This window comes from Streptomyces sp. NBC_00637, from assembly GCF_045161545.1.
Lineage (GTDB): Bacteria > Actinomycetota > Actinomycetes > Streptomycetales > Streptomycetaceae > Streptomyces.
Genome location: NZ_CP109046.1, coordinates 4,033,982 through 4,059,772 on the forward strand (window position 1 = coordinate 4,033,982; position 25,791 = coordinate 4,059,772).

Consider the following 25,791-nt stretch of genomic DNA (forward strand, 5'->3'; position numbering starts at 1 on the left):
TACCTGGGGTGCAGTTCCCTGTCCCGCGCCACCGTCTTCGACCTCACCGGCCGGCCGACCGGCAGCGGCGACCGGCGACCGGCACACGAATGGGTCGCGGGCCGGTCGGCCGGTTCGGCCGGCCGGGTCAGCCGGCCTGGGACGGCGTCTGCTTGATGCCGTCGACGATCGCCCGGCGCAGGATGGCGCTGGTGTAGGTGACCGTGCCGGGCTTGATCAGAGCGTCCGTCCCGCTGAGCCGCCTCACCTGGACGGAGCGCTCGCCGAGGAACACATGGGTCTTCGCGTTGAAGATCCACTCTTCGCGCTGCCCGCTGGTCTCGTCCAGCCGGGCGACCGCCACCCCGTGCCGGCCTATGGCGTCGACCGCGTCGTCCACGACCACGACACCGGGGATCTTCGCGGCGGCCTTGAACAGCGCCGAGTAGAGCTCCGCCGGCGGATAGCTCTCGCTCACCAGGTCGCCGATGGTGGTGAAGGCCTGCTGGTCCGGGGAGTTCCCCTGGCCTTCGGTCTCCTTGTAGATCTTGGCGAGCAGCTCGTCGGGGTCGGTGGTCAGCTTGGTCAGGTAGTCGTACGACGGGGCGCCCAGGTGTGCCTTCGGGGTGTTGCCCTGCTCGTCGGGGAGGCTCAGGGTCTCGCCCTCGGGGCTGTCGTTGACGGCGGGGTCGATCAGCCAGCCCTTGGTTCCGTCCGGGGAGTCCCACAGCTGACGGGTGTGCAGCTGGTGACTGGCCAGGGTGGTCTTGTCGTCGACGGTCTTCAGGAACGTGTCGGCCGACTTGGACTCGATGTAGATGTACTGACCGGGGCCGACCACCGGATGGTCGTCCTCGGCGGCCGCCAGCGAGATCTGGTCGAGCAGCTGGGGCAGGCCCTTGGTGGTGGCGACGCCGACGGTCGTGGTCAGGCCCGGTCCGGTGGCGACACCGCCGTCCCTGACCCCGCCTCCCCCGGTCGTCGCGACCCCGGCGACGACCACCCCTGCCAGCGCGGCGGCCAGCACGGGCAAGGTGATCGCCGGGCGCGGCAGCCGCAGCCGCCGGGTTCCGGTCGGGGCCGCCGCCGTGCGCTCGTCCTGTCGCGCTTCGTGGATCTGGGCCATCAGACGCTCCTTGTGGAACTGGTGACGGCCCGTCGGCAGGTCACGCGCCGTCCGGGTGAAGAGCTGTGCGCTCTCCTCCCCCTCGGCCGGACTCTGCCGGGACGTGTTCGCGTTCATCGGTTTCCTCCCTGCGCGGGCCGGACCACGTTGGTGTGATCGCCTCTTACCTGTCGGCCGGTGCGGCCGCCTTCCCGATTTCCGCGGACTTTCTCGGAATCCCGGTCGGAATCCCGGTCGGGAGGCCGGTTGGTGGTCCGGTCGGACGTGCGGGCGGAAGTCCGGTCGGGTGCCTGGCGGCGGGGCGCTTCGGCGTCCTTGGCGAGCGCCCGCAGTTTCCCGCGGGCCCGGGAGAGGCGGGAGGCGACGGTGCCGACCGGGATGCCGAGGGCTTCGGCCGCGGCCTCGTAGTCCAGACCCTCCCCCAGGCAGAGCGCCACGACCTCGCGCTCCGGTCTGCGCAGCGTGGCCAGGGCGGTGAGGGCCGTCGCGAGCCGGCGCCGGTCGTCGATCCGGTCGGCGACCTCGTCGGCGTGGTCGGGCACGGACGCCGCGGCCGCGGCGGCGGCGCCGGCCGCCGCCCGGTACCGCCGGTTGCCGCGATGCTGGTTGCGGGCGGTGTTGGTGGCGATGCCCAGCAGCCAGGGTCTCAGGGAGCCGCCCTCGGGGTCGACCCGGTCGCGCAGCCGCCACGCCTCCAGGAAGGTCGCGGCCATCACGTCCTCGGCCGTCGACCAGTCGGCGGTCAGTCGGAACGCATGGTTGTAGACGGCGCGGGCGTAGTCGTCGAACAACTCCGCGAACGCGCTCGGCTCCCCGGCCCGTACCCGGGTACGCAGATGAGTGCTCACCTCAATGAGCTGTCCGGCACCGCACACCGGCTTCCCGTGACCTGCGTCACACCGACCCCCCTCGCCCCCGCCTCGCGCGGCTCCGGCGTAGAGGGTCGCACGCGGCCGCCGCTACTTCCGGTGGTGTTCGGCGGTGCTCTTCAGGTCGTGGAGCCAGGCTTCGAGACCGGCGCCGAGCGCCGCGGTCGCGGTGGGGACGTCGGCCTCGACCTGGGCGCCGGTCCAGGTCTCCTCGGTGTGGACGCGGACGCCGCCCCCTACCTCGGTGAACGTCCACAGGTGGACGCCCTCGTCGACACGCAGGCCGCGGCCGATCGCGGGCCCGCTCCACAGCACGCAGGTCCCGTGCCGGAGTTGCCGCACGGTGGAGGTGATCTCGAGGGTGGTGGCGGGGGTGGCCGGCGTGGCGGGTGCCGGGGTGGTCCAGCGGAACCGCGAGCCCTTGGTGAGCCGGCCGGCGTCGAGGCGTTCGGCGCTGAGGACGGGCGGCTGCCAGGAGGGCCAGCGCGCCACGTCGGTCTGGAGCTTCCAGACGGCGCTCAGCGGTGCCTTGATCACCACGTCGGCGCTGTAGCGGATGCGTGCCGCGGCGTCCACCCCCTGCCCTCGGCACTGGGCCGGGCGGCTGTGGTGGGCCGCGGTCGGGACGGACGCCGCCGGGGCGGCCGGGGCGGCCAGGGCTCCGGTGGCGACAGACCCGGCGAAGGCGAGGGCGAGCGGGAGTGCGAGCGTCAGTGACCTGGTGCTGGGCATGCGATGTCCCTTGATCCGGTGAGCGGGTGAGCGGGTGATCCGGTGGCTTGGTGGCGCTTGGCGGGCGGGATGCCGGAGGGCGAGGAGCGCCTCGGCTACGGGTGGAGGACGACCTTGCCGGCGACCGTTCCGGACTCGGCCAGCCGCAGGGCGTCGGCGATATCGGCGAGCGGAAGCCGGGCCGCGATCCGGGGCGTCACGTCACCCCGCTGGAGGGCGGCGAAGACCTCGGTGAGGTCGGACCGCAGACGGGCCCGGAAGCGGTCCTTGGCCAGGGCGCGGCCGGCCCAGACGTTGAAGAAGTAGGCGCGGCGGCGGTTGGGCAGCGCGTTCCACAGCCACAGCCGGCCGAGCAGCTTCAGCACGGGCCACTGCTTGGACCCCTCGTCGTCCCGCGTGGAGGCGGTGCCGTACGAGACGAGCGTGCCGCCGGGGGCGAGGAGCCGCCAGGAGTCGACGATGCCCCGGCCGCCGACGTGGTCGAAGACGGCGTCCACGCCACCGGGGGCGAGTTCGCGGATCCGCGCGGCGAGGTCGCCGGCGCGGTAGTCGACGGGGGTGACCCCCTCCTGGCGCAGGGCGTCGTGGTGGCGGGTGGACGCCGTGCCGATCACCCGGACGCCCGCGGCCCGGGCCAGCTGGACCAGGACCGAGCCGACGCCACCGTTGGCGCCGTGCACGACGATGATCCCGCCCGAGCGGATCCGGGCCTTGCGGTGCAGCATCTGCCAGGCGGTGATGCCGTTGACCACCAGGGTCTCCGCCTCCGCCGCGTCGATCCCGGCGGGCACCGGCACCACGTCGGCGGCGTCGACGAGCACATGGCTGGCCCAGCCGCCGACCTTGAGCAGGGCGGCCACCCGGGTGCCGTCCAGGCCGGGCTCGACGCCCTCGCCGGTCGTCAGCACCGTGCCGACCAGGTCGTAGCCGGGGACGAAGGGGAACGGCGGCTGGTCGTAGTAGCGGCCGCGGCGCATCTGCTGCTCGGCGAAGGAGACCCCGGTCGCCTCCATCCGGATCAGCACCTGCCCGGCGCCCGGGGTGGGGACGGCTCCGTGCCGGATCCGCAGCCCTTCCGGCTCGACCTTGCCCGGCAGCACGACCTCGACGAGTCCCTCGGCGTTCATGACGACCTCCAGTGAGCGTTACTTGCGCTTGCGTTCGTTAGAAGTTGTAACGCATATCCAAGGGGGGTGTCAATAACGTTCGTGATAGCCTCTAACTGAATCTTGAACATGTAGACGCCCGTGCGTGACTACCTGAGGACGCGCGTGCGTGAGACGTGAGAGCGGAGAGGTGGCGGCAGGCCATGGCGGAGACGGGCACGACGACCCCGCGCGAGCGCTACCGCGCCCAGGTGCGGGCGGAGGTCAAGGAGCGTGCGTGGGAGCAGATCGCCACGGCGGGGGCGTCCGCGCTCTCCCTCAACGCGATCGCCAAGCAGATGGGGATGAGCGGGCCCGCGCTGTACCGGTACTTCGCCGGCCGCGACGAACTGATCACCGAGCTCGTCCGGGACGCGTACCGGAGCCTCGCCGACGCCTTCCGGGCCACCTCGGCCGACGGCGGCGGCCTGACCGGCCTGGCCCACACCCTGCGCGGCTGGGCCCTGGAGGATCCCCAGCGGTACTTCCTCGTCTACGGCACGCCCGTCCCCGGCTACCACGCGCCCGACGACGTCACCACGCTCGCGTCGCAGATCATGACGGCGCTGCTCGACGCCTGCGCCGACCTGCCCGCCGACGGTCCGCCGAGCCCGCTCGCCGCGGATCTCGAAGGCCTCGGCGGCCGGTGGGCGGACCGGCCCGCCGCCTCATCGGCCGCCCTCGGGCGGGCCCTGACCTGCTGGACCCGTCTGCACGGCGTCCTGTCCCTGGAACTCGCGGGCCACTTCACCGGAATGGGCTTCGACCCCGCCCTGCTCTTCGCCGCCGAACTCGACTCCCTGACCGGCGCGTCGACGCCCCGACCGGCGCGGTGACCCCTGGCCGGCGCGTCGGACCGCAGGCCGAAATACCTGTGGGCGCCGGGGAGTTGATCGCAGCATGACTCAAGGTCCCGCACCTCGCACGCTGTCCGACGAAGCACTCTCCGAGCTGCTCGGCCGACAGCGGTTCGGCACGCTCGCCACCGTCAGGCGTACCGGCCACCCGCACCTGACCACGATGATCTACAGCTGGGACGCCGACGCCAGGATCGCGCGGTTCTCCACGACGGCCGACCGCATCAAGGTCCGGCAGCTGCGCCGCGACCCGCACGCCGCCCTGCACGTACCGGGCGACGACGTGTGGACGTTCGCGGTCGCCGAGGGCGAAGCCGAGGTCTCCGGGGTCACGGCCGTCCCCGGCGACGCCGTCGGCCGGGAGCTGCTCGGGATGATCCCGGCGGACGCACGGCCCGAGGACGAGGACGCTTTCCTGGAACAGCTGGTCGCCGAGCGGCGGGTGGTCGTCCGGCTGAAGGTCGACCGGCTGTACGGGACGGCGCTCGACATCGACGGCTAGACACCTCGGGTACGGATGCGGGCCGGTACACCTGCCGGTCCAGGTACCGGTGCACCCGCCGGTACGGGTACGGGTGCGAGGGCGGACCCCGCACCCGTACCCGTACCGGCCGCTGTTACAGCGTCACCCTGCTGCCGCCCAGGGTCACGACCAACTGGCCGTTCGAGGCGAAGGACCAGGCGAGCGCGCCGCCGTAGGAGGAGGCGCACCGGGAGCCGTTGGTCCCCGTCCAGAACTGGTTGGTGCCGTCGGCGTCACCGACGGTCTTGTCGTTGGAGCCGCTGACGTTGTACCGGCAGGACGTGTTGGTGCGGAACACCGAGGTCCCCGCGTCCCACGAGTAGTTGCGCTCGGCGTTGTCGATGCTGAGGTTGTTCGACACGGTCATCGAGCCCGGGTTGCTGTTGTAGGTGAACCCGTGATGGCCGTTGCGGTAGGCGATGCTGCGCCGTACGACGTGGTTGACGGCGATGTCGTCGCCGCCGAGCTTGTAGCCGTTGCGGTCGCCGTTGGTGTTCACGGTGCCGTCGGAGAGGGTGCCGTTGTTGTAGGAGAGGGAGTCCTCGACGGTCACCGGGCCGATGGCTCCGGTGTCGGTCTTGGTGTAGAGGTCCCAGCCGTCGTCGATGTTGTTGTGCGAGACGGCGTAGCGGAAGACGTTGCCGGTTCCGGTGGTGAGCTTCGCGGCGAAGCCGTCGGCGTCCTCGCCGTCGGAGTCGGCGTTGTCGTGCGACTCGGCGGAGAGGATCAGGTTGTCGGACGGCCACTGCGCGGTCGGCGTGGTCGAGGCGATGCGGCCGAGCTGGAGCCCGGTGTCGTGGTTGTAGCGGGTGACGGTGCGCTCGATGACGTTGTGGCTGCCGCCGACGTAGATCCCGTTGTCACCGGCGTGTTCGACGACGACCCCGTAGACATGCCAGTACGAGCCGAACAGCTGGAGCCCGCGGTTCGACGAACTCTCGCTCTGCGCGGAGAAGTTGAGGACCGGCGTCTCACCCGGGTAGGCGGACAGGGTGGTGAGGGCGCCGGCCGTGCCGCTGCTGGTCGCCGGGACGGTGACCGTCGACGCCTGGGCGTAGGTCCCGCCGCGCAGGTAGATCGTGCCGCCCGCGGTGACCCGGCTGATCGCCGAGGTGAGGGTGGTCGGGGCCGACTGGGTGCCGGCCGCGCCGTCCGTGCCGCTCGGTGAGACGTAGAGCGCGCCGCCGGCCGGGGGTGTGGTGCTGTCGGCCGTCGTCGCCTCCAGATAGTCGACGTTGGGCAGGCCGGCCGCGGCGGTGGGGGTGAGCCGGACGGTGTTGCTGCCCGCGTTGAGCGTCACCGTGAGCGTCTTGGTGACCCAGGTCGACCAGGCGCCGGTGGCCTCGAAGGACGGCGTCTGCACGGTCGTGCCGTTGACGGCCAGGGAGGCCGGGCGGGCCGCGGTGGTGCCGTTGGCGAAGCGGACGTTCAGCGTCGCCGTGCCCGCGGTGGCCGCGTTCACGGTGAACTGGGCGTAACCGCTGGTCGCGTTGGTGCCGTTGCAGAATCCGCTGCCGGAGTAGCCGGTCCAGTCGGAGTCGATGGTGCCGGCGCAGACCGCCGGGGAGGTCTCGGCCTCGTAGCGGGTGGTGGTGGCGGCCTGGGCGGTGGTGCCGGACAGTGCGACGAGCGCGCCTGCCACCAGGCTGATACAGGCCATGACGGATCTCAGCTGCATGATTCATCTCCAGGAACGGGACGCGTGCGGGTCGGCCGAACCAGAAAGCGCTTTCTCCCGGAAGTTAGGGGCGTGGCGTGACCGCGTCAAGAGACGCGTACCTGTTTATCGTTCACATCTATGGACGCGCCGCGTGTGTGTACCCGCGTGCACTCCATCCCCTCAAGGGATCCGTGCAGGAGCGTCACACAGACTGCACACAGTCTTTCGAACGAGTCGTTAGCGTTGCCCGCCATCGGACCCCCGCGTAGGAAGACCGCAGATGGACTACTGCTCCACGTGTCGCCGGCATCTCAACGGCGCCCTGGTGTGCCCTGGATGCGGCGCCTACGCACCGGACATCGCGCCCGTCACGGTCGACCGCGGCATCGCCCCGGCCCGGGTCGCGACATCCCTGCCCGGATCGATGCCGACACCGTCGGCGTCGATGTCGACGCCGTTGTCGATGTCCGTGCCCCTGCCCATGGCCACGCCCGCGCCGACGTCGTCCGCGGACACCGCGCCGCCGGCCGACCCGTCGCCCGGCACCGGGAGCGAGTCCTCCGCGCCGTCCGTTCCGTACGCGCCGCAGGGGCGGGCTGCCCGGCGACGGCAACTGGCCCGCTGGAAGAAGAACCAGCGCAAGGCCGTGGTCGCGACGGCCGTCGCCCTCGTCGGCGGCGGCCTGACCTTCGCCGCGCTGGACCGGCAGTCCGGCGACCGGGCCCAGGCGGCCGCGGTGCCGGAGACGCCGACCGCGGCGGGCGGCGAGGAACCGACTCTGGAGCACACCCGTCCGACGGTGAGCCGCTCCGACGCGCACCGGACCTCGCCCTCGCCCGGGGCCCCCTCGCGGCCCTCGGCGGACACCCACCCCGACTCGCTCGCCTCCTCGCCCGCCACGGCGCCGTCGGTCCCCCGACAGCGAACCGGGTCCTCTTCCTCGTCCTCGTCCTCCGAGGGGAAGGTCACCGCTCCGACCGGCCTTGCCGGGTCGACGGGCACGGCCGGTACGAGCGGCACGGCGGGCACGAGCGAGCAGCAGTCCTCCACTTCCGCCGCCGGCACCGGCTCGGACTCCTCCAACGGGAACTCGACCTCGAACTCCACGTCGAATTCCTCGTCTTCGTCGTCCTCCTCGACGTCCTCGTCCTCTTCGTCGTCGTCCTCGACGAGCACCGCGCCCGCGGGGACCTCGCCTTCGGACGTCTGCCTGCTGGGCCTGATCTGCCTGAGCTGAGGGAACTTATCGGGGCGGTCGTGAGTTTCCACGGTGCTGTAGATCTTGTGCAGACCTTTGCTCCGCCCGACCTTCTGGAGTTCTCATGGCCCTGTGGGACCGCGTCAAGGAGTCCGCGTCGACGATGCAGACCCAGCTCGTGTCGAAGAAGAACGACCTCAAGAGCGGCGCCTTCCGCGACGCGAGCATGGCGATGTGCGCCCTGGTCGCGGCGGCGGACGGCAGCATCGACCCGGCGGAGCGGCGCCGGGTGGCGCAGCTGATCGCCTCCAACGAGGTGCTGCAGAACTTCGACGCCACGGATCTCCAGCGGCGCTTCGACGCCAACCTCGACAAGCTGACCGCCGACTTCGACTTCGGCAAGGTCAGCGTTCTCCAGGAGATCGCCAAGGCGAAGAAGAAGCCGGCCGAGGCACGGGCCGTCATCCAGATCGGCATCGTGATCGGCGGCGCCGACGGCGACTTCGACAAGACCGAGCAGGCCGTCGTACGGGAGGCGTGCTTCACCCTCGACCTGCCGCCGCACGAGTTCGACATCTGAGCCGGGGGTGGGCGCGGTGACGCGGCCGGACCGCGCTCGCCGCGCGACCACCGCCCGCTCGGGTCCGCGTCAGCCGATGTCCGTCAGGCCGGTCGCCGTGCCGCTCTCGTCCCAGCGGACCTCCAGGACCCGGGTCACGGCGTCGCGGTCGATCGGTCCGCACACATGCGGGAACAGGGTGTCTTCGGAGACCCCCGGCGGCGGGGCGGGCGCGGCCGCCTCCCACGCGCAGGCCGCGGTGAGCCGCTTCTCGTCGAGCACGAGCGCGAGCAGCGGCCGGGGGCCGGTCCGGTAGAACGCGTTGACGACGGCGAGGGTGGTCCCCTCGTCGGGCGAGCAGTGCACGAACCCGTCCTCGGCGAGCGACGCGGGGGCGTAGGGCCGCTCGGGGGCGGTGTTCCAGTCGTCGAGCGGTACGACGTGGTAAATCATGATCCGGTTATACAACGGACCGGCCGACCGGCTCGACGGCCGGACCGGTGGTGCGATCACCTCGCGGGTGGCAGGAGTATTCCGCTCGCGTACGGGTATGCCTGTACCTGGGACGAGATCCGCGACACACGTGCGTCCTGCTCGCCGGCTCCCGGGCCGCGCATCCGGACCTGTGCTACCGTGATAAAAGTGGCAGTTTCGGTTACCAGAGACTTTTGAGTGCTCTTCGACCTTCCGTCGACGGGCACTTTTTTCGTTTCTGGGGCTTTCCCGAGCCTGCCGCACCCGGGTCCGCAAGGTGCGGAGTCCGGGCATTGCCCCATAGGGAGATTCAACATGGCATCTGGCACCGTGAAGTGGTTCAACTCGGAAAAGGGCTTCGGCTTCATCGAGCAGGATGGTGGCGGCGCTGACGTGTTCGCCCACTACTCGAACATCGCCACGTCCGGCTTCCGTGAGCTTCAGGAAGGCCAGAAGGTTACCTTCGACGTCACTCAGGGCCAGAAGGGCCCGCAGGCGGAGAACATCCAGCCCGCCTGAACCGCCTGACGCCGCCTGACGCTGACGCTGACGCGATCGGCTGCGCATCACGCGGACTAGTGGCCGGGGCCCGCACTCCTGAGTGCGGGCCCCGGCCCATGGCATTTTGCCCTTTCGAGGAAGGTATCGGATGAACCGCAACAGCTCCGTCGGCTCCCGTACGGATCGGCGCCAGGGCGCCCCCTCCCGTTCGGCCAAGCCCGGGCGGAGTGGGCGCGGGAGTCGTCCCGCCGCGTCCGGCGGTGAATTCGCTCTGCCCGTCACCCTCACCCCGGGTCTGCCGGTGGCCGGGTCGTTCGCCGAACTCGACATGCCCGAGCCCCTGTTGGCGGCCCTCGCCGCCGAGGGTGTGACCACCCCGTTCCCCATCCAGGCCGCGACGCTGCCGAACTCGCTGGCCGGCCGGGACGTCCTGGGCCGTGGCCGCACGGGTTCCGGCAAGACCCTCGCCTTCGGCCTCGCGCTGCTGGCCCGTACGGCCGGGCAGCGTGCCGAGCCCCGGCAGCCGCTGGCCCTGGTCCTCGTCCCCACCCGGGAACTGGCCCAGCAGGTCACCGACGCCCTCACCCCGTACGCCCGCGCGCTGCGGCTGCGGCTCGCCACGGTGGTCGGCGGTCTGTCGATCGGCCGGCAGGCGAGTGCCCTGCGCGGCGGCGCCGAGGTCGTCGTGGCCACGCCCGGCCGCCTCAAGGACCTCATCGACCGGGCCGACTGCCGTCTGGACCGGGTCGCCATCACCGTCCTCGACGAGGCCGACCAGATGGCCGACATGGGCTTCATGCCGCAGGTCACGCAGCTGCTCGACCAGGTGCGTCCCGGCGGGCAGCGCATGCTGTTCTCGGCGACCCTGGACCGTAACGTCGACCGGCTGGTGCGGAACTACCTGCACGACCCGGTCGTGCACTCGGTCGACCCGTCGGCGGGCGCCGTCACCACGATGGAGCACCACGTGCTGCACGTGGAGGACGAGGACAAGCACGCCACGACGACGGAGATCGCCGCCCGCGACGGACGCGTGATCATGTTCCTCGACACCAAGCACGCGGCGGACCGGCTGGCGAAGAAGCTGCTGGCGGTCGGGGTGCGCGCCGCGTCCCTGCACGGCGGCAAGTCCCAGAACCAGCGGACCCGGACCCTGGCCCAGTTCAAGGACGGGCATGTCACGGTGCTGGTGGCGACCAACGTCGCGGCCCGCGGCATCCACGTGGACAACCTCGACCTGGTCGTCAACGTCGACCCGCCCGGCGACCACAAGGACTACCTGCACCGCGGCGGCCGTACGGCACGCGCCGGCGAGTCCGGCACGGTCGTCACGCTGGTCCTGCCCCACCAGCGCCGGGAGATGACGCGTCTGATGGCGGACGCCGGCATCACCCCGCGGACCACCCGGGTCCGCTCCGGCGAGGCCGAGCTGAGCCGCATCACCGGCGCCCAGGCGCCGTCCGGCGTGCCCGTCGTCCTCACTCCGCCGCCGGCCGCCGAGGAGCGTCCCGCGCGCTCGGCGTCCACCGCGCGCTCGCGCCGCGGCCGTCCCGCGGGCCAAGGCGGCGGCCGTCCCACCGCCCAGGGCGGACGACCCACCTCCCAGGGCCGTCGCCGTGCTCCCGCCAAGGGCAACGGCAACACCGCGAACGGCCGCTGAGGCCGGGCCTCCGGGCCCGGCTGGGCTCGGTCGCGCCTCGGCGTACTCCGCCGGTGGGTGCACGACCGGCGGTTTCGGCGGGTCTCAGACGGGGGCTCCGCCGAAGCCGATCTCGTTGCCGTCCGGGTCGTGATAGGTGACCTTGCGTACGCCGTTGGAGTAGGTCTCACGGCGGGTCGGGGTCAGACCCCGGTCGGCCATGGCGGTGACCCGGGTGTCGAGGTCGTCGACGAAGAGGGTGTGCAGGGCGTGGCCCGCGCGTCCCGGGCGGAGCTCGATGTAGAGGTAGCGGTGCTCGGCGAGCTCCCAGACGGCCTCCGTGTCGTTCGGAAGGAACGCCGGCGGGGCGCCGAGCAGCCGCTCGTACCAGGCGAGGGCCGCTGCGTAGTCGTTGACGGGGATGCCTGCGAAGAGATCGACGGCCATGCCCTCATCATCGTAGGTCCGACGGCGCACGGCGACCCGCTGCCGCGCACCCGCCTCAGTCGTCCAGAACGCCCCGCAACTCGCCCCTGCGCCGGATCCCCAACTTGCGGTAAGTGCTGGTCAGGTGGGTTTCCACGGTACGGCGCGCCACATGCAGGAGGTCGGCTATCTCGGTGTTGGTGCGGCCTTCCGCCGCGAGTTCCGCGATGCGGCGTTCACTGCCGGTGAGAGCCCCGGAGCCGGTGTGGGCGGGTGTGGTGCGGCGGCCGCCCGCGGTGCGCAGGGCCTGTTCCGCGTAGGTCAGGAGACGGACGCTGCCCAGCCGTTCGGCGCGTTCGGCGCCCTCGCGCAGATGGTCGCGGCCCCGCCCGCGTTCGCCGGCGGCGGTCAACTGCCAACCGTGTGCCAGGAGCGAGGCCACGAGCTCCGCCTCGGCCGGGGAGTCCCGCAGGACGGCCACCGCCTCCGCGCCCAGTTCCAGGCCCCGCCGGCCCCGGGTCGCCCGGCCCAGGACCCGCAGCGCCCGTCCCGTCGTGCGCGGGGTGTTCCAGACCCGGGCCAGTCGCAGTTCCTCCGTCGCCAGGGCCAGCGCCTCCTGGGGGTTGCCCAGCGCCAGCCGGCACTCCGCGGCCGCCGTCCGCCACGGCGTGACGACCGGACTGTGCACGGCACGGGCGGACTGCCGGCGGCCGCACTCCAGGAAGTCGTGCAGGGCGCCCGCGACATCCCCCTCGGTGAAGCGCAGGACGCCCCGGGCGTACAGGAACCGGTTCAGCTCCCATGAGTCCGGGGTGTCACGGAGGTCGAAGGTGTCGGCGAGCCGGCGGGCCTGCGGCGTACGGCCCGTCTCGACCAGCGCGAGCAGGGTGTGCGCGTCGGCGTTGACCGGGCCGCCGCCGGTGCGCCGGGCGCGGGCCGTGTCGGGGAGGGCGGCGAGCAGCGTGCCGTACGCGCCCCGCGCCGCCGCGATGTCCCACCTGGTGTCCAGCAGGGCCTGTTCCATCGGGTGCAGCAGGGTCGGACGCTGGCCCGCCAGACCACGTTCGACCAGGCGTTCCGCCTCGTCGAGTTCGTCGGCCCACTGGGCCACCGCCGCGGCCGTGCCCAGCAGGAACGGCTCGGCCAGGGGGTCGGCGGGTTCCGTCAGGAGGGTGCGCAGCCGTCGCATCGCCTCCCGCGCCGGGAGGTCGCCGGCGGTCGCCGCGTACCGCACCAACAGGGCCTGGCCGGAGGCGCCGACGAGTTCCGGGGAACGTTCGGCGGTGTCGGTGAGCCAGCGGTAGGCCTCCCGGCGGACCGTCTGGTCCTGGTCGGAGAGCAGCGCGGACGCCGTCTGCAGGGCACGCGCCAGGTCGGGGTGGCCGGCCAGCCGGGACTCCAGCCGGCGCAGCACCTCCACCGCCGTACGGACCTCCCCCCGGCCCACGAGCGCGGTGCCCAGCGCGATGGCCGTACGGACCTGGTCACGGGGTTCGGCGGGCAGGTCGAGCGCCTCGGCCAGCCGGGGGATGCCCGCCGGGGTGTCCGCGGAGGCGTACTCCAGGGAGCCGAGTTCGGTGAGCAGCCGCTGGCGCAGGTCGTCGGGCAGCGGCTCCCGCAGGGCCCGGCGCAGATAGCGGACGGCGTCGCCGGGGCGGGCGTCGCGCGCGGCCACGGTGGCGGCGTCGCGCAGCACGCGCAGCGCCCAGGTCAGGCCGGTGGGCGCGCTGCCCAGCAACTGCCGTGCCACGGCGTCGAGGTGGTCGCCCCGGCGCAGCATCGCCTGGGCGAGCGCCCGGTGCGCGTCCTGGCGACGGGCGGTGGACCAGCCGCCGAGGACGGCGTCCCGCAAGAGCGGGTGCGCGTAGCGGGGGCGGCCGGCCCGGTCGGGGCGCAGCACGCCGAGCCGCGTCATCGCGGTGAACCAGCCGGAGACCCGGGCCGGGTCGGCGCCGGAGGCGTCGGCGACGAGGGCGGCGAGGGTGTCGGTGGCGGCTTCGGCGGCTGTTTCGGCCCCGGCTGCGGTGTCGTCGGCGGTTTCGGTGGAGATTGCGGTGGCGGTGGCCGTTGCGGCTCCGGTTCCGGTGGTGGTCAGGGCTTCGTGAGGGGAGCCGGGGGTGGGGCGGGCCGCGTGGCGGGCATCGGCGTCCGTCGTCCCCTCGGCACCCTCCGCCCGTTCGGCGCCCGCGGGTCGCCCGGTCCGCTCGGCCGGTGCCGTCCGCTCGGCCGGTTCCGTGCGCTCGGCGGCTTCGGGGCGCTCCGCACGGTCCGTCCGCTCCGCCTGTTCCAGGGCGGCGAGGGTCCGGGCCACCTCCGCCGTCGCCGGGCCCGCGCTGTCCAGCCACCAGGAGACGGCCGCCGGGTAGGACCCCGGGTACAGCGCGGCGCACGTCCTCGGGACGGCCGTCGGCGGCGGGGCGCCGTCGAGGTCGTCGAGGAGGGCGTGCAGCAGCAGCGGGTTGCCCCCGCCGGCCCGCACACAGTCCGCGGTCCACCGGTCGGAGGCCGTCGGGAAGACGGCCCTGACCAGCTCGGCCGAGGCGTGGTCGGTGAGCGGCGCGAGGGTGTGGGTGCGGACCACGGACGGCGACAGGGCGTGGGTGAGACCGGTGGGCCTCGGGTCGATGTCGTACTGACTGCGCTCGGTGGCCACCAGGAGTACCGGTAATCGGTCGATACGGCGGGCCGCCTCCACGAACCAGCGGCGCGAGGCCTCGTCGGCGAGGTGGACGTCGTCCACGGCCACCATGAGCGGCGTCTCGTCGGCGTACGACCGCAGCAGCCGCCACAGCCGCGCCGCGCTCCCCCGGTCGTCGTCGCCCGGTCCGACGTCCGCGAACTCCGGCACGGATCCCAGGAGATGGAGCACCGAGGAGAACGGCAGCGCGGTGTCGTCGGGCGAGCAGCGGGCGCGCAGCACCCGCAGGCCGAGGTGGGTGGCGTGCGCGGTGGCGGCTTCCAGGACGGCGGACCTGCCGGTGCCGGTGGCCCCGCGCAGCAGGACGAGACGGCCGCCGCCGGCCCGGGCCCGTTCCGCCTCGGCCGTGAGCAGCGCGTGCGCGTCCTCGCGTTCCCGCAACGGTCCGGTCATCCCTGCCTCCTGGTGTCGGGCACATCGGACTTGTCCATGTACACGTAGAGGTCGTGCGGTTCGGTACGGGTCCGCCCAACCTTTGTGGCGAGGCTCACGGTGGCGCGGCGCACCGCGGCTGAAACGGCTCTGACCTGCGACGATGAAGGTGAACCGTGGTACTGGAGGGCTTGCTCTCGTGGTCCGCCTCGTGGTGCTCCACGATTGCGCGTGCCCCGGAGGTCCCAGAAGTCTGGACCGGACCCACCCGTCACCGGTCCCTTCCGGACGGCGGGTCTGTGAACTTGGGGGAAACGGTTGCTCAGCTCATCACGGACACCAGAGACCGGCGTCGCGGGTATCGCCGCGCCGAGCGGCGCCGTGCCCGGCATCGGCACCCGGCGGCGGATCCCCGTGGCCGTCCAGGCACCGGACCCGATCTCGCGCGAAGGCGCCGTCAGCCAGTTGCGCGGACGCCCCGAGGTCGAGGTCCGCGACGAGGTCTCGGCCGCCGGCACGGTGGCGCTGCTGATCGAGGACACCCTCGACGAGGCGGCGCTGGGCCGGCTGCGGCGGATCGTGCGCAGCGAGGGCGCGCGGGCGGTGCTCGTCGTGGGCACGATTCGCGAAACGGAACTCCTGGACGTCATCGAGTGCGGGGTCGGGGCCATCGTCTGGCGCCGCGAGGCCACCGCGCACCGGCTGGTGCAGGCGGTGGTGGCCGCCCACCGCGGCGACGGCGACCTGCCCGCCGACCTGCTCGGCAGACTCATCAGCCAGGTGGGCACGCTGCACCGCGGTGCGGCGGGCCGGCCCGGCGCCCCCTCCCTGGGACTCGCGCCACGGGAGGTGGACGTCCTGCGGCTGGTCGCCGAGGGCCTGGACACCGGAGAGATCGCCAGCAAGCTGTCCTACTCCGAACGAACCGTCAAGAACGTCATGCACGGACTCACGACGCGGTTGCATCTGCGCAACCGGGCGCACGCGGTGGCATATGCCCTCCGAGAAGGCTACATCTGACCGAACGGGCAATCGAAGGCGGACACGCGGGCAGCATGCCCTGCCCGGCCGCCGACCCTGTCGCGCCTGCGGATCCGGGGCCGTCCGGGGCACGATCGGCGGACAGCGGGTGCGGCAAGGCAAGTTGAGGAGCACGACGGTGATCCACGAGGTGGACGAGGTCCTCAAAGAGCTGCTCGGGAGCGGCGCGCTGGCGGGCTCCGGCATCGACGTCTCCTTCGAGGCGCCGACCCGGGACTGGGCCGCGCGGCGCAACGCCCCGGTGATCAACACCTACTTGTACGACATCCGTGAGGACGTGGCCCGCCGGCAGCGCGGCCAGGTGGCGGTGCGGGACGAGCGGGACGTCGTAGTGAAGCGGCGTCAACCGCCGCGCTGGTTCCGGCTGTCGTATCTGGTGACCGCCTGGACGCGGACCCCGCAGGACGAACACCGCCTGCTGTCGGCCGTGTTGGCGACACTGCTGCCGCGCGAGATCCTGACGGCCGCCGAACTGCCCGGCTCGCTCGGTGCGTTGGGCCTGGCGATGCCGGTGACGGTGGCCGGCATCCAGACCGAGTCGCGTTCCCTCGCCGAGATCTGGTCCGCCCTGGGCGGTGAGCTCAAGCCGTCCCTGGACCTGGTGGTGACGGCGCCCTTCCCGGCATACCCCGAGTACGACGCCGGGCCGCCGGTCACGGAGGGCGCGGCGGTCCGCCTGCGCGGGATGGACGGCGACCCCCCGGAGTCCGGCGAACGCGCCCACCGGCCGCACCAGGTGGCCGCGGCCCGCGAGGCCCGCGAGGCCGCCCGTCGCCCGGACCAGCGGTGAGCGGCGCGTACACCGGGCCCGACGCCCTCGAGACCCGGGACGCCGCGGTTCCCGCCGCCGTCGGTGACGCACCCGCCCCGGCCGAACACCGGACGGCCGCGACCGGTGCGCGGGCTCCGCGGGGCGAGGCCGCCGGACTGCTCGTCCGGCTCGGCGCGCTGCGCGACCGGGTCGCCGCGCTCGTCGACCGGCGGGCGGCCGTCGATCCCACGGCCGCCGATCCGCTGCGCGGCCTGTACCTCTCCGAGGAAGCGGTACGCCACCTGCTCGACGGCGGACCCGGCACACCTCCCGACGGCCCGCACTCCACCGCCGACCACATCGCCGCCGCCCCCGCCGACGTCACCCACTCCGGCGCCGCACCGGCCGACCCCGCGGCCGGCGGCCCCGCGGCCGACGGCCCGGCACCCGGCGACTCCGCCGGTGCCGACCCGCTCGCCGCGCTCGCCACCCGGCTCCGGCTCACCGAGCTCGACGCCGCGATCCTCCTCATCGCCCTCGCGCCCGATCTGGACCGCGCCTTCGAGCCGCTCTACGGCTATCTCAACGACGACGTGAGCAGGCGGCGGGCCACCGTGGGGCTCGCCCTCGAACTGTGCGGGGCGCCCGCCCACCGGGCCGCCGCCCGCGCCCGCTTCCACTCCTCGGCGCCCCTGCGCGCCTACGGGCTGCTGGACGTCGAGGAACCCGAACGGCCCTTCCTATCCCGCTCGTTGCGCGTGCCGGACCGGGTGCTCGCCCACCTGCTCGGCGACGACACCCCGGACGCCGCCCTGCACGGACACCTGCACCCGCTGCCCCCGCCGCTGCCCGCCGACGACGAGACCTTCGTCCGGCGGCTGGCGCACCGGATACGGGAGGGTGGTCCGCTCACCGCCTATCTGCGCGAGCACCGCGAGGGCGACGGCCTCGCCGCGATCACGTCGGCCCTGCGCGCCGCCGGAGTCGGCGCCCTCCGCTTCACCGGACCCGACGACCGCGTGCCCGGCCTGCTGCGCGAGGCCCGGCTCGGCGGCCGGGCGATCGTGCTGTCCGGGCTGCCGGACCAGCCGGGGCCGCTGATCGCCGCGCTGGCCGACGCACCCGACGTCACCGTCCTCCTCACGGACCCGCGCCCCTACGACCCGCACTGGTCCACGCACGACCCGCTGGTCCTGGAGGCACCACGCCGCCGGGCGGGAGGCACGGCCGCCTGGGCCGCCGTGCTGGACTCCGCCGACGCCCCCGCCACCGCCCCCGACTTCGACCTCGCCGCCACCGTCGCCCCCTACCGGCTCGGCGGCGAGCGGGTCGCCCGGGCCGCACGGGCCGCCTCCGTCCTGGCCGCATTCGAGGGCGGCCCGCTGACCGCCGACCATGTGCGGCTGGCCGCACGGCAGCAGTCGGCGTCCGGGCTGGAGCGGCACGCGCGGCGGATCCGGCCGGACGTCGGCTGGGAGGACCTCGTGCTGCCCGAGCGGCCGTTGACCCAGCTGCGCGAACTCGCCCTGCGTGCCCGGCACCGCGACCGGGTGCTGGGCGACTGGCGGCTCAGCGCGGGCGGCGGGCGCGGCCGCGGGGTGCTCGGCCTGTTCGCGGGCGAGTCCGGCACCGGCAAGACACTCTCCGCCGAGGTCGTCGCCGCCGAACTCGGCCTCGACATGTACGTCGTCCAGCTCTCCTCGGTCGTCGACAAGTACGTCGGCGAGACCGAGAAGAACCTGGAGCGCATCTTCTCCGAGGCCGACCGCACCGACGCCGTGCTGCTCTTCGACGAGGCCGACGCCGTCTTCGGGAAGCGGTCGGAGGTCAAGGACGCGCACGACAAGTACGCCAACATGGAGAGCGCCTACCTGCTCCAGCGGCTGGAGTCCTTCGACGGCATCGCGCTGCTCACCACCAACCTGCGCGCCAACATCGACGAGGCGTTCACCCGGCGCCTGGACCTGGTGGTCGACTTCCCGTTCCCCGACGCCGGACAACGGCTCGCGCTGTGGCGGCACGGGCTGCGTCACGTGCCGTGCGCCGCCGACGTCGATCCCGGGCCGCTGGCCAAGGACTTCGAACTGGCCGGCGGTTCGATCCGCAGCGCGGTCGTCACCGCCGCCTACCTCGCCGCCGGGCGCGACGAGCGGGTCGGCGACGGCGACCTGCTGGAGGGGGCCCGCCGCGAGTACCGCAAGGCGGGCCGCCTGGTGCCGGGCGAAGCCAACTGGTGACCGACCGGTGAGCTTCGGCCGGTGAGCCCCTACCCGTGAGCCCGGGCCGGCGAGCCCCGGGCGGGGCTCACCCACCCGCCGGGGCTACTCCGCGCGCCACTTCTGGTTGGGCGTCCCCGAGCACGTCCACAGCTGGAGCCTGGTGCCGTTGCCGGTGCCGTTGTCCTTGGCGTCGATGCACTTGTCGGCCTGCGGGTTGACCAGGTCGCCGTACTGGCTCAGCACCCACTGCTGGGCGGGGTTGCCGGAGCAGTTCGCCACCTGGATGACCGCGCCGTCGTCCTTCGACCCCCAGGCGACGTCCATGCACAGGCCGAGCGCGCGCACCGTGCCGTCGCTCTTGAACACCCACTTCTGATTCGCCGACCCGGCGCAGTCCCACAGCTGGAGCGGGGTGCCGTCCTTGCCCTTGCCGTTCTGGGCGTCGGTGATGTCGATGCACCGGTCCGAGGCCTGGCCGATGATCACGGCGCCGGGCACCGGGGCCGTCGTCTTCGTGCCGCCCGAACCGCCGGACCCGCTCCCGCCGCCGCTGCCCGACCCCGAGGAGCCGGTGGATCCGGAGCCGCCGCCGTCGTCCTCCTCCGCGGCCGGAGCGGAGGGCGTCTGCTGCTCGGGCAGCGGTGCGGCGGAGGCGTCCGCCTTCGGCGCGGACGGCGCCGACACCGACGGGCTGGGCAACGCGGTACTGCCGGCCTCCGCGAGCTTCTCGGCGGCACTGGTGGTGACCTGCGGCTTGTACGCGAGCCAGATCATCACGAACGCGATCGCCAGGGCCACCGTGAGGCTGAGGGCCGTCGCCAGCCAGCGCGGCAGGAACCCGCGCTGCACGAACGTGCCGTCCACTGAGAGCGGCACCGCGCCCGACCGCTGCACGCTCAGCGCGTACGGGCGCAGTTCCTTGGAGCCGAACCAGATGATCTGACGGGGGCGCAGCGTCGTGTCGACGAACACCGCCCGTCCCGGCTCGACCTGCACATTGGCCGGCCGGAACTCGTAGCCGAGGTGGTCGCCCATGTCGGTGCCCGAGACGGACGCCGTCAGGCGGGTGTTGCCGATGTTGTCGATCGCGAGGCGCGGCCGCCCCCGGAACCGGCCCTTCACCGTCGGCGGCACCAGTTCGGCCCGCACCTCGGTGAACGGCGTGATCGTCAGATTCCCCTCCGGGACGGTCACCGCCTCCGGATGCTCGGTCGGCGTGATGCGCACCGCGTAGGGGTTCGGGCCGGCCGCCGCGTCCGGGGTGCGCGGCGGGGCGAAGGTCAGCTCGACCGTGCCCGTCGTCCCCGGGTACAACCGCAGGATCTGCGGCTCCACCACCGTCCAGGGCGCCACCGCGCCCACCGCCTCGAAGCGGTACTCGTCGACGACGTCACCGGTGTTGCGCACCCGCAGCCGTACGGTCGTAGTGCCGCCGGGATCCACGGTCGCCGCGGCCGGTTCCAGAGAAGTCCACAGAGTCACCTGTCGACGCTATGCCGCGCGACGAGGGCCCGTCAGGAGGCCGTGGGGCACTGCCGCTGCCCGAAAGGGACGAGCGCCGGTGCCCCCGCGCACGGTCGCGGACCGCGCGTCAGACCGTGAAACGGACCGCCTCCAGCTGGAGCTTCTGTTCCATGGGACTGCCGCCGTAGATCCAGTCGGCCGCCTTGGTGCAGCCGTTGCCCAGCCAGCCACGGTCCTTGACGTGCGCGTTCTGGCAGACGGAACCCTCGAGGGTCTTGATCGTGAACCCTTCCATCACGGCGACCGCCGGCTTGCTGGAGCCCATCCACATGTTGACGCCGTCGGTCGCCTTCGACCACTTGTCGCCGGTCAGCCAACCGCCGTCCACATGGGCGGCGTTGCCCGTCACACCGCCCGTCCGCGCGGTGGCGATGTTGAGGGCCTTGATGGCCAGGTTCTTGCCGGTCGTGCCGGCGATCGCGCCGTCGCAGACCGGGTCCTGCCAGCCCTTGTCCTCGATGTAGGCGCGGTAGCAGATGTGCCGCCCGTCGCTGCGTGCCGCGAGCTTGTTCACGGCGTCGGCCGCCGTCTCCTGCTTGGGCTTCGCGGGGGCCTTCGACTCGCTGCCGCCGCCGTCCCCGCCGCCGCCGCTCTGCGGGGTCGGGGTGACGGCGGGGGCCTCGACCACGGCGGGCGCGGTCGGCGTGGGTACCAGGGCCGGGGCGCTGGGCTCGGCCGAGGGGCTGGGCGCCAGGGTGCTGACACCGGCCTCCGCGAGCTTCTCGTTGGCGCTCGTGACGACGCGCGGCTTGTACGCCAGCCAGATCATGACGAACGCGATCGCCAGAGCCAGCGTCAGACTGAGGGCCGTCGCCAGCCAGCGCGGCAGGAACCCGCGCTGCACGAAGGTGCCCTCCACCTCCAGCGCCTGCGCGCCCGACCGGCGCACGGCCAGGCTGTAGCGCTGCTCCTCCTTCGAGCCGAACCAGATGATCTGGCGCGGGCGCAGCGTCGTGTTCACGAACACCGCGCGTCCCGGCTCGATCTGCACATTGGCCGGCTGGAGCTCGTACGAAAGCCGGTCACCGTTGTCACTGCCGCTCAGCGAGGCGGTGAGCTTGGTGTTGCCGATGTTGTCGATCGCGAGGCGCGGCCGCCCCTTGAACCGGCCCTTCACCGTCGGCGGCACCAGTTCGGCCCGCACCTCGGTGAACGGCGTGATCGTCAGGTTGCCCTCGGGGACGGTCACCGCCTCCGGATGCTCGGTCGGCGTGATGCGCACCGCGTAGGGGTTCGGGCCGGCCGCCGCGTCCGGGGTGCGCGGCGGGGTGAAGGTCAGCTCGACCGTGCCCGTCGTCCCGGGGAAGAGGCGCAGCGTCTGCGGCTCCACCACCGTCCAGGGCGCCACCGCGCCCACCGGTTCGAAGCGGTACTCGTCGACGACGTCACCGGTGTTGCGCACCCGCAGCCGGACGGTCGCCCGGCTGCCGGGGTCGACGGTGACGGAGGCGGGTTCGAGGGAAGTCCACAGGCTCACGCGCCGACGCTACGGGGAGGACGGCGGGCGGCGTCAGAGGCGACGGGGCAGGGTGCGTGCCCCGACGGGCCGCGACCGGCTGCCCGAGGGGACCTCACGACCGGCGCCGCCGCCGGGTCCGGCCCGTGCGCGCGCCGGGGATCCCGTCGCAGCGGCGGCGGCGGGGGCGACGCGGGCGGGTCACGGCGTCCTGTGCTGCCCCCGAGGGCAACAGCCGTGCCCCGGACCATGCACCGGAAGCCGTTTCGATGGACGCGCTTCGCGCGTGACGGTGAAAGACGTCCTGACGCGTACCCCGAGGAGAGCACAGCATGCCGTCCTACCTGTCGCCCGGCGTATACGTCGAGGAGGTGGCCAGCGGCTCCCGCCCGATCGAAGGGGTGGGCACCTCGGTGGCGGCCTTCGTCGGGCTCGCCCCGACCGGCCCCCTCAACGAGTCGACGCTGGTGACCAACTGGACCCAGTACGTGGCCGCGTTCGGTGACTTCACCGACGGCTACTACCTGGCGCACTCCGTCTACGGCTTCTTCAACAACGGCGGCTCGGCGGCGTACGTCGTCCGCGTCGGCGGTTCCCCGGCGGGTGCCGCCGGAGACGCCGCGTCGCCCGCCGCGGTGACCGGTTCCGGCGCCGCGCCCGCCGCCCTGCCGGCCGGTGAGCCCAAGCAGCTCGGCACGTTCACCGTGACGGCCGTGGCGCCGGGCGAGAACGGCGGCCCGCTGAGCGTGGAGGTCGCGGACGCCGAGGGCGAGGGCCCCGCCGAACGCTTCAAGCTGATCGTCAAGGACGGCGACAAGGCCGTCGAGACGTTCGACGTGTCGGCGAAGAAGGGCAACCGCTCCTACGTCGTCACCCAGGTCAAGGAGCGCTCCAAGCTCATCACCGTGGCCGAGGCCGCGCCCGCCGCGCAGCTGGCCCGCCCGGACAACCAGACGGTCGCGCTGGTCGCGCCGCCCGCCGGCTCGCCGGCCGGCGCGGTCGAGGCGGCGCAGCCCGTCGGCCCCGCGCAGTACCTGGGCGACAGCTCCGACCGCACCGGCTTCGGCGGCCTGGAGGCCGTCGACGAGGTGTCCATGGTCGCGGTGCCCGACCTGATGGCCGCCTACCAGCGCGGCGCGATCGACCTGGAGTCGGTCAAGGCCGTCCAGCTGGGCCTGATCGCGCACTGCGAGCTGATGGGCGACCGCGTCGCCATCATCGACCCGCCGCCCGGCCTGAACGCCCGTCAGATCCGGGTGTGGCGGCAGGAGACGGCCGGCTACGACTCCAAGTACGCCGCCCTGTACTACCCGTGGATCAAGTCCTTCGACCCGTCCGCAGGCAAGGCCCGGCTGATCCCGCCGAGCGGCCACGTGGCCGGCGTGTGGGCCCGCAACGACTCCGAGCGCGGTGTCCACAAGGCCCCCGCGAACGAGGTCGTGCGCGGCGCGGTGGACCTGGAGATCCAGATCACCCGGGGCGAGCAGGACCTGCTGAACCCGATCGGCGTGAACTGCATCCGGGCGTTCCCGGGCCGGGGCATCCGCATCTGGGGCGCCCGCACCCTCTCCTCCGACCCGGCCTGGCGCTACCTGAACGTCCGCCGGTACTTCAACTACCTGGAGGAGTCGATCCTGATCGGCACCCAGTGGGTGGTGTTCGAGCCGAACGACCACGCCCTGTGGGCCCGGATCCGGCGCAACGTCTCGGCGTTCCTCGTCAACGAGTGGCGCGGGGGCGCACTGTTCGGCGCCCGCCCCGAAGAGGCGTTCTACGTCAAGTGTGACGAGGAGTCCAACCCGCCGGAGTCGGTGGACCTCGGCCGCGTGATCTGCGAGATCGGCATCGCGCCGGTCAAGCCCGCCGAGTTCGTGATCTTCCGGCTGGCCCAGTTCTCCAGCGGCAACGGAGAGCTGGAGGAGTAGGCCCGGAGCAGGCCTTCCGCTCCGCCCTCGAATCGCCCTCCGCACCACACCTAGAAGGAAAGCCAGATGAGTCTCCAGCCGGGTGACGCCCTCACTTCACACAATTTCGGCCTCCAGATCGACGGCGTGATGGTCGAGTACCTCGCCGAGGTCAGCGGCCTCAGCCTCGAACAGGACGTCATCGAGTACCAGCAGGTCTCCGCGCAGGGCAAGCCCGTCACCAAGAAGCTGCCCGGTGTGAAGAAGGCGGGCACCTGCACGGTCGTGCGCGGTATGACGCAGTCCGCGGCGTTCAACCAGTGGATCACCGAGTCGATCAACGGCGTGATGGGCACCGCCCGCAAGAACGCCACGATCATGGTGATGGACTACCAGAACAACCCGGTCAAGCGGTACAACATGCGCAACGCCTGGTGCAGCAAGATCGACACCAGCTCGGTGAAGGCCGGCGAGGCCTCCGCGCTGACCGAGACCGTGACGATCACGTTCGAAGAACTGGTCATCGAGTAATGCGGCGCACGGCTGTCCGGGCGGCGGCGGGCGGGGAGCCGCAGGAGGCGCTCCCGGCCACCGCCGTGCCCGAGTCCGCATCCCCGTCCGTCTCCGGGCCCGGTTCCGGGTCCGGGTCCGCGTTCGCCGCGCCGGGGGGAGCCACCGCCCCGGCGCCGGCGCCGTACCGGCTCCAGACGGAGTTCCCCTTCGAACTGCCGCGCGGTTACGTCGACGAGGCGGGCACGGTCCACCGCGACGGCGTGATGCGGCTGGCGACGGCGCGGGACGAACTGGTCCCGCTCCGCGACATCCGCGTCCAGGAGAACCCGGCGTACCTGTCGGTCGTGCTGCTGGGCCGGGTCATCACCCGGCTCGGCAGCCTGCCGCTGGTCCACGACGGCGTCGTGGAGAACATGTTCGCCTCCGACCTGGCGTTCCTCCAGGACTTCTACCGCCAGGTCAACGCCGAGGGGCACACCCGCGCCTCGGTGCAGTGCCCCCATTGCTCGGAGCCCTTCGAGGTGGAACTCGGCGGGAGCCGCCTGGGGGAATCGTGACGTACGCGACCGACCGGCTGCACGAGGAGATCGCGTACGTCGCCTACCACTTCCACTGGGGCCAGGACGAGATCCTCGACCTGGAACACCACGACCGGCGCCGCTACGCCGACCAGATCGCGTCCCTGGTGACCCGGGGCGGGGCGGAGGGCTGACGCATGGGGTTCCTGGAACGCTTCCGGGGTGGCCGCGGCAGCGGCCGCGTGGACGGGTCGGGCGTGTCACCGGCCACCGCTGCCGACGGCGGCACCGGCACCGGTGCGCCGGACGCGAGCCGCGGCGGTACCGCCGCGGTGAGCGACGCCGGTGCGGTGCCACGCGTCGTCGCGGCCGGCTGGCCGAAGCTTCCGCCCATCCAGCGGGCGGCGGCCGGCGCGCCCTCGGGCGTCGCGGACGCCGGTTTCGGCGGGCGGCTGGCCACCTGGCAGAACCCCTCCTTCACCGGCACCGGCTTCCGCGCGGTACTGGACGCGGCACCGGGCGGCCTGATGAGCAGCCTGCGGGCGGCTCCACCGGTCGCCGAACCCGAGCGGGTGGCCGCGCCGCCCCGGCCGACGCCCCTTCAGCGCGCGGTTCCCGCGTCCCCGGCGATCGCGCCCCGCCCGACCCCGGCCGGTCCAGGCTCCACGGCCGGTCCGGGCGTCACGGGTCGTTCGGGTGCCACGAGTCCTTCCGGGGCCACGGCTTCGGGTGCGGTAGCGCGCCCGTCCGGGTCGGCGGCTCCCGCGTATCCGAATCCGGCGGCCTCCGCGCCGCCCACGGCGCCGGTCCCCGCGGCGGTGCCCGTGGTGCCGTCCCGACCGGCGGAACCGTCCGCTCCCGCCGCCTTCCCGGCGCGGGGCATCCGGGTGTCCCCGGCCGGCCCGACCCCTTCGACGGGCCCGGTCCCGTTGACGAGGTCCAAGTCGGCGCCGGTACAGCGGCGCAGCCTGCCCGCCCGGCCGGTGTCCGCGTCCCCGGCCCCGGCCGCGGCACCCGCCCCGGCCCCGTCCTCGTCCCCGTCCTCGTCCTCGTCCTCGGGCAGCGGATCGGCTCAGGCGGCCGGCCGGGATGCGGGCACCGACGGCG

The 25,791-nt window shown here is 73.1% G+C and carries 24 protein-coding genes; 12 read left to right on the forward strand and 12 right to left on the reverse strand.

The genetic code is table 11. The features are described from left to right. Positions 1-127: 127 nt before the first annotated feature. From OG440_RS17595 to OG440_RS17610, 4 genes are all read right to left on the reverse strand, one after another. Positions 128-1,222, reverse strand: a complete 1,095-nt coding sequence (locus tag OG440_RS17595) for a CU044_5270 family protein (RefSeq protein ID WP_406007775.1) — start codon at positions 1,220-1,222, stop codon at positions 128-130. Continuing rightward, positions 1,219-1,953 (reverse strand): RNA polymerase sigma factor, encoded by a 735-nt coding sequence (locus tag OG440_RS17600; RefSeq protein WP_406007776.1) that lies wholly within the window; start codon positions 1,951-1,953, stop codon positions 1,219-1,221. Before OG440_RS17600 ends, OG440_RS17595 begins: the two co-directional genes overlap by 4 nt. A gap of 111 nt (positions 1,954-2,064) precedes the next feature. Then, positions 2,065-2,706: an SRPBCC family protein gene (locus OG440_RS17605; RefSeq protein ID WP_406007777.1), complete on the reverse strand. Its 642-nt coding sequence runs from the start codon at positions 2,704-2,706 to the stop codon at positions 2,065-2,067. A gap of 95 nt (positions 2,707-2,801) precedes the next feature. Beyond that, the gene (locus OG440_RS17610) at positions 2,802-3,833 is read right to left on the reverse strand and encodes a medium chain dehydrogenase/reductase family protein (protein ID WP_406007778.1); all 1,032 of its coding nucleotides are present in this window, start codon (positions 3,831-3,833) and stop codon (positions 2,802-2,804) included. A 182-nt stretch (positions 3,834-4,015) separates the two neighbouring features. Between OG440_RS17610 and OG440_RS17615 the strand changes: the two genes are divergently transcribed. Then, positions 4,016-4,687: a TetR/AcrR family transcriptional regulator gene (locus tag OG440_RS17615; protein WP_406007779.1), complete on the forward strand. Its 672-nt coding sequence runs from the start codon at positions 4,016-4,018 to the stop codon at positions 4,685-4,687. A gap of 64 nt (positions 4,688-4,751) precedes the next feature. Further along, positions 4,752-5,210, forward strand: a complete 459-nt coding sequence (locus OG440_RS17620; RefSeq protein ID WP_406007780.1) for a pyridoxamine 5'-phosphate oxidase family protein — start codon at positions 4,752-4,754, stop codon at positions 5,208-5,210. A 115-nt stretch (positions 5,211-5,325) separates the two neighbouring features. Here the strand turns inward: OG440_RS17620 and OG440_RS17625 are convergent, their stop codons facing one another. Both OG440_RS17625 and OG440_RS17630 read right to left on the reverse strand, forming a co-directional pair. Beyond that, the gene (locus OG440_RS17625) at positions 5,326-6,909 is read right to left on the reverse strand and encodes a carbohydrate-binding protein (protein ID WP_406007781.1); all 1,584 of its coding nucleotides are present in this window, start codon (positions 6,907-6,909) and stop codon (positions 5,326-5,328) included. 327 nt (positions 6,910-7,236) lie between these two features. Continuing rightward, positions 7,237-8,160 carry a hypothetical protein gene (locus tag OG440_RS17630; protein ID WP_406007782.1) on the reverse strand — a complete coding sequence of 308 codons (924 nt, stop codon included), beginning with the start codon at positions 8,158-8,160 and terminating at the stop codon, positions 7,237-7,239. Positions 8,161-8,213: 53 nt separating this feature from the next. Here OG440_RS17630 and OG440_RS17635 point away from each other — a divergent pair, with 53 nt between their 5' ends. After that, entirely contained in the window at positions 8,214-8,669 is a 456-nt protein-coding gene (locus tag OG440_RS17635; RefSeq protein ID WP_406007783.1) for a tellurite resistance TerB family protein, read from the forward strand. Between the two features lie 69 nt (positions 8,670-8,738). Here OG440_RS17635 and OG440_RS17640 read toward each other — a convergent pair whose 3' ends face one another. Then, the gene (locus OG440_RS17640) at positions 8,739-9,101 is read right to left on the reverse strand and encodes a DUF952 domain-containing protein (RefSeq protein ID WP_406007784.1); all 363 of its coding nucleotides are present in this window, start codon (positions 9,099-9,101) and stop codon (positions 8,739-8,741) included. A 336-nt stretch (positions 9,102-9,437) separates the two neighbouring features. Between OG440_RS17640 and OG440_RS17645 the strand changes: the two genes are divergently transcribed. Next, positions 9,438-9,641: a cold-shock protein gene (locus tag OG440_RS17645; protein WP_020133270.1), complete on the forward strand. Its 204-nt coding sequence runs from the start codon at positions 9,438-9,440 to the stop codon at positions 9,639-9,641. A gap of 130 nt (positions 9,642-9,771) precedes the next feature. Next, positions 9,772-11,283 carry a DEAD/DEAH box helicase gene (locus OG440_RS17650; protein WP_406007785.1) on the forward strand — a complete coding sequence of 504 codons (1,512 nt, stop codon included), beginning with the start codon at positions 9,772-9,774 and terminating at the stop codon, positions 11,281-11,283. A gap of 84 nt (positions 11,284-11,367) precedes the next feature. On the opposite strand, the gene OG440_RS17655 is transcribed toward OG440_RS17650, so the two are convergent. Both OG440_RS17655 and OG440_RS17660 read right to left on the reverse strand, forming a co-directional pair. Next, the gene (locus tag OG440_RS17655; RefSeq protein WP_406007786.1) at positions 11,368-11,709 is read right to left on the reverse strand and encodes a VOC family protein; all 342 of its coding nucleotides are present in this window, start codon (positions 11,707-11,709) and stop codon (positions 11,368-11,370) included. 55 nt (positions 11,710-11,764) lie between these two features. Beyond that, the gene (locus tag OG440_RS17660) at positions 11,765-14,779 is read right to left on the reverse strand and encodes an AAA family ATPase (RefSeq protein WP_406007787.1); all 3,015 of its coding nucleotides are present in this window, start codon (positions 14,777-14,779) and stop codon (positions 11,765-11,767) included. 297 nt (positions 14,780-15,076) lie between these two features. Between OG440_RS17660 and OG440_RS17665 the strand changes: the two genes are divergently transcribed. The 3 genes from OG440_RS17665 to OG440_RS17675 all read left to right on the forward strand — a co-directional run bounded on the left by OG440_RS17665 (position 15,077) and on the right by OG440_RS17675 (position 18,787). Next, a complete protein-coding gene (locus tag OG440_RS17665; protein WP_406007788.1) occupies positions 15,077-15,778 on the forward strand; it encodes a LuxR C-terminal-related transcriptional regulator in 702 nt (233 codons plus the stop codon). A 139-nt stretch (positions 15,779-15,917) separates the two neighbouring features. After that, positions 15,918-16,589, forward strand: coding sequence for a DUF4255 domain-containing protein (locus tag OG440_RS17670; protein WP_406007789.1), 672 nt, complete (start codon positions 15,918-15,920; stop codon positions 16,587-16,589). After that, the gene (locus OG440_RS17675; protein WP_406007790.1) at positions 16,586-18,787 is read left to right on the forward strand and encodes an ATP-binding protein; all 2,202 of its coding nucleotides are present in this window, start codon (positions 16,586-16,588) and stop codon (positions 18,785-18,787) included. The genes OG440_RS17670 and OG440_RS17675 overlap by 4 nt, the downstream gene beginning before the upstream one ends. 84 nt (positions 18,788-18,871) lie before the next feature. On the opposite strand, the gene OG440_RS17680 is transcribed toward OG440_RS17675, so the two are convergent. Next, complete coding sequence (locus OG440_RS17680) at positions 18,872-20,251, reverse strand: ricin-type beta-trefoil lectin domain protein (RefSeq protein WP_406007791.1); 1,380 nt, start codon at positions 20,249-20,251, stop codon at positions 18,872-18,874. 109 nt (positions 20,252-20,360) lie between these two features. Then, positions 20,361-21,770 carry a hydrolase gene (locus OG440_RS17685; protein ID WP_406007792.1) on the reverse strand — a complete coding sequence of 470 codons (1,410 nt, stop codon included), beginning with the start codon at positions 21,768-21,770 and terminating at the stop codon, positions 20,361-20,363. 311 nt (positions 21,771-22,081) lie between these two features. On the opposite strand from OG440_RS17685, the gene OG440_RS17690 reads away from it, so the two are divergent. The 4 genes from OG440_RS17690 (at position 22,082) to OG440_RS17705 (ending at position 24,878) form a co-directional block, all read left to right on the forward strand. Then, entirely contained in the window at positions 22,082-23,674 is a 1,593-nt protein-coding gene (locus OG440_RS17690) for a phage tail sheath family protein (protein WP_406007793.1), read from the forward strand. Positions 23,675-23,740: 66 nt separating this feature from the next. Then, positions 23,741-24,184, forward strand: a complete 444-nt coding sequence (locus OG440_RS17695) for a phage tail protein (RefSeq protein ID WP_020132887.1) — start codon at positions 23,741-23,743, stop codon at positions 24,182-24,184. Next, entirely contained in the window at positions 24,184-24,723 is a 540-nt protein-coding gene (locus OG440_RS17700; protein WP_406007794.1) for a hypothetical protein, read from the forward strand. The genes OG440_RS17695 and OG440_RS17700 overlap by 1 nt, the downstream gene beginning before the upstream one ends. Beyond that, on the forward strand, positions 24,720-24,878 hold the full coding sequence (locus tag OG440_RS17705) for a DUF6760 family protein (protein ID WP_020132885.1): 159 nt from the start codon (positions 24,720-24,722) through the stop codon (positions 24,876-24,878). Before OG440_RS17700 ends, OG440_RS17705 begins: the two co-directional genes overlap by 4 nt. Positions 24,879-25,285: 407 nt before the next feature. Here OG440_RS17705 and OG440_RS17710 read toward each other — a convergent pair whose 3' ends face one another. Next, positions 25,286-25,627 carry a hypothetical protein gene (locus OG440_RS17710; RefSeq protein WP_406007795.1) on the reverse strand — a complete coding sequence of 114 codons (342 nt, stop codon included), beginning with the start codon at positions 25,625-25,627 and terminating at the stop codon, positions 25,286-25,288. Positions 25,628-25,791: the final 164 nt, after the last annotated feature.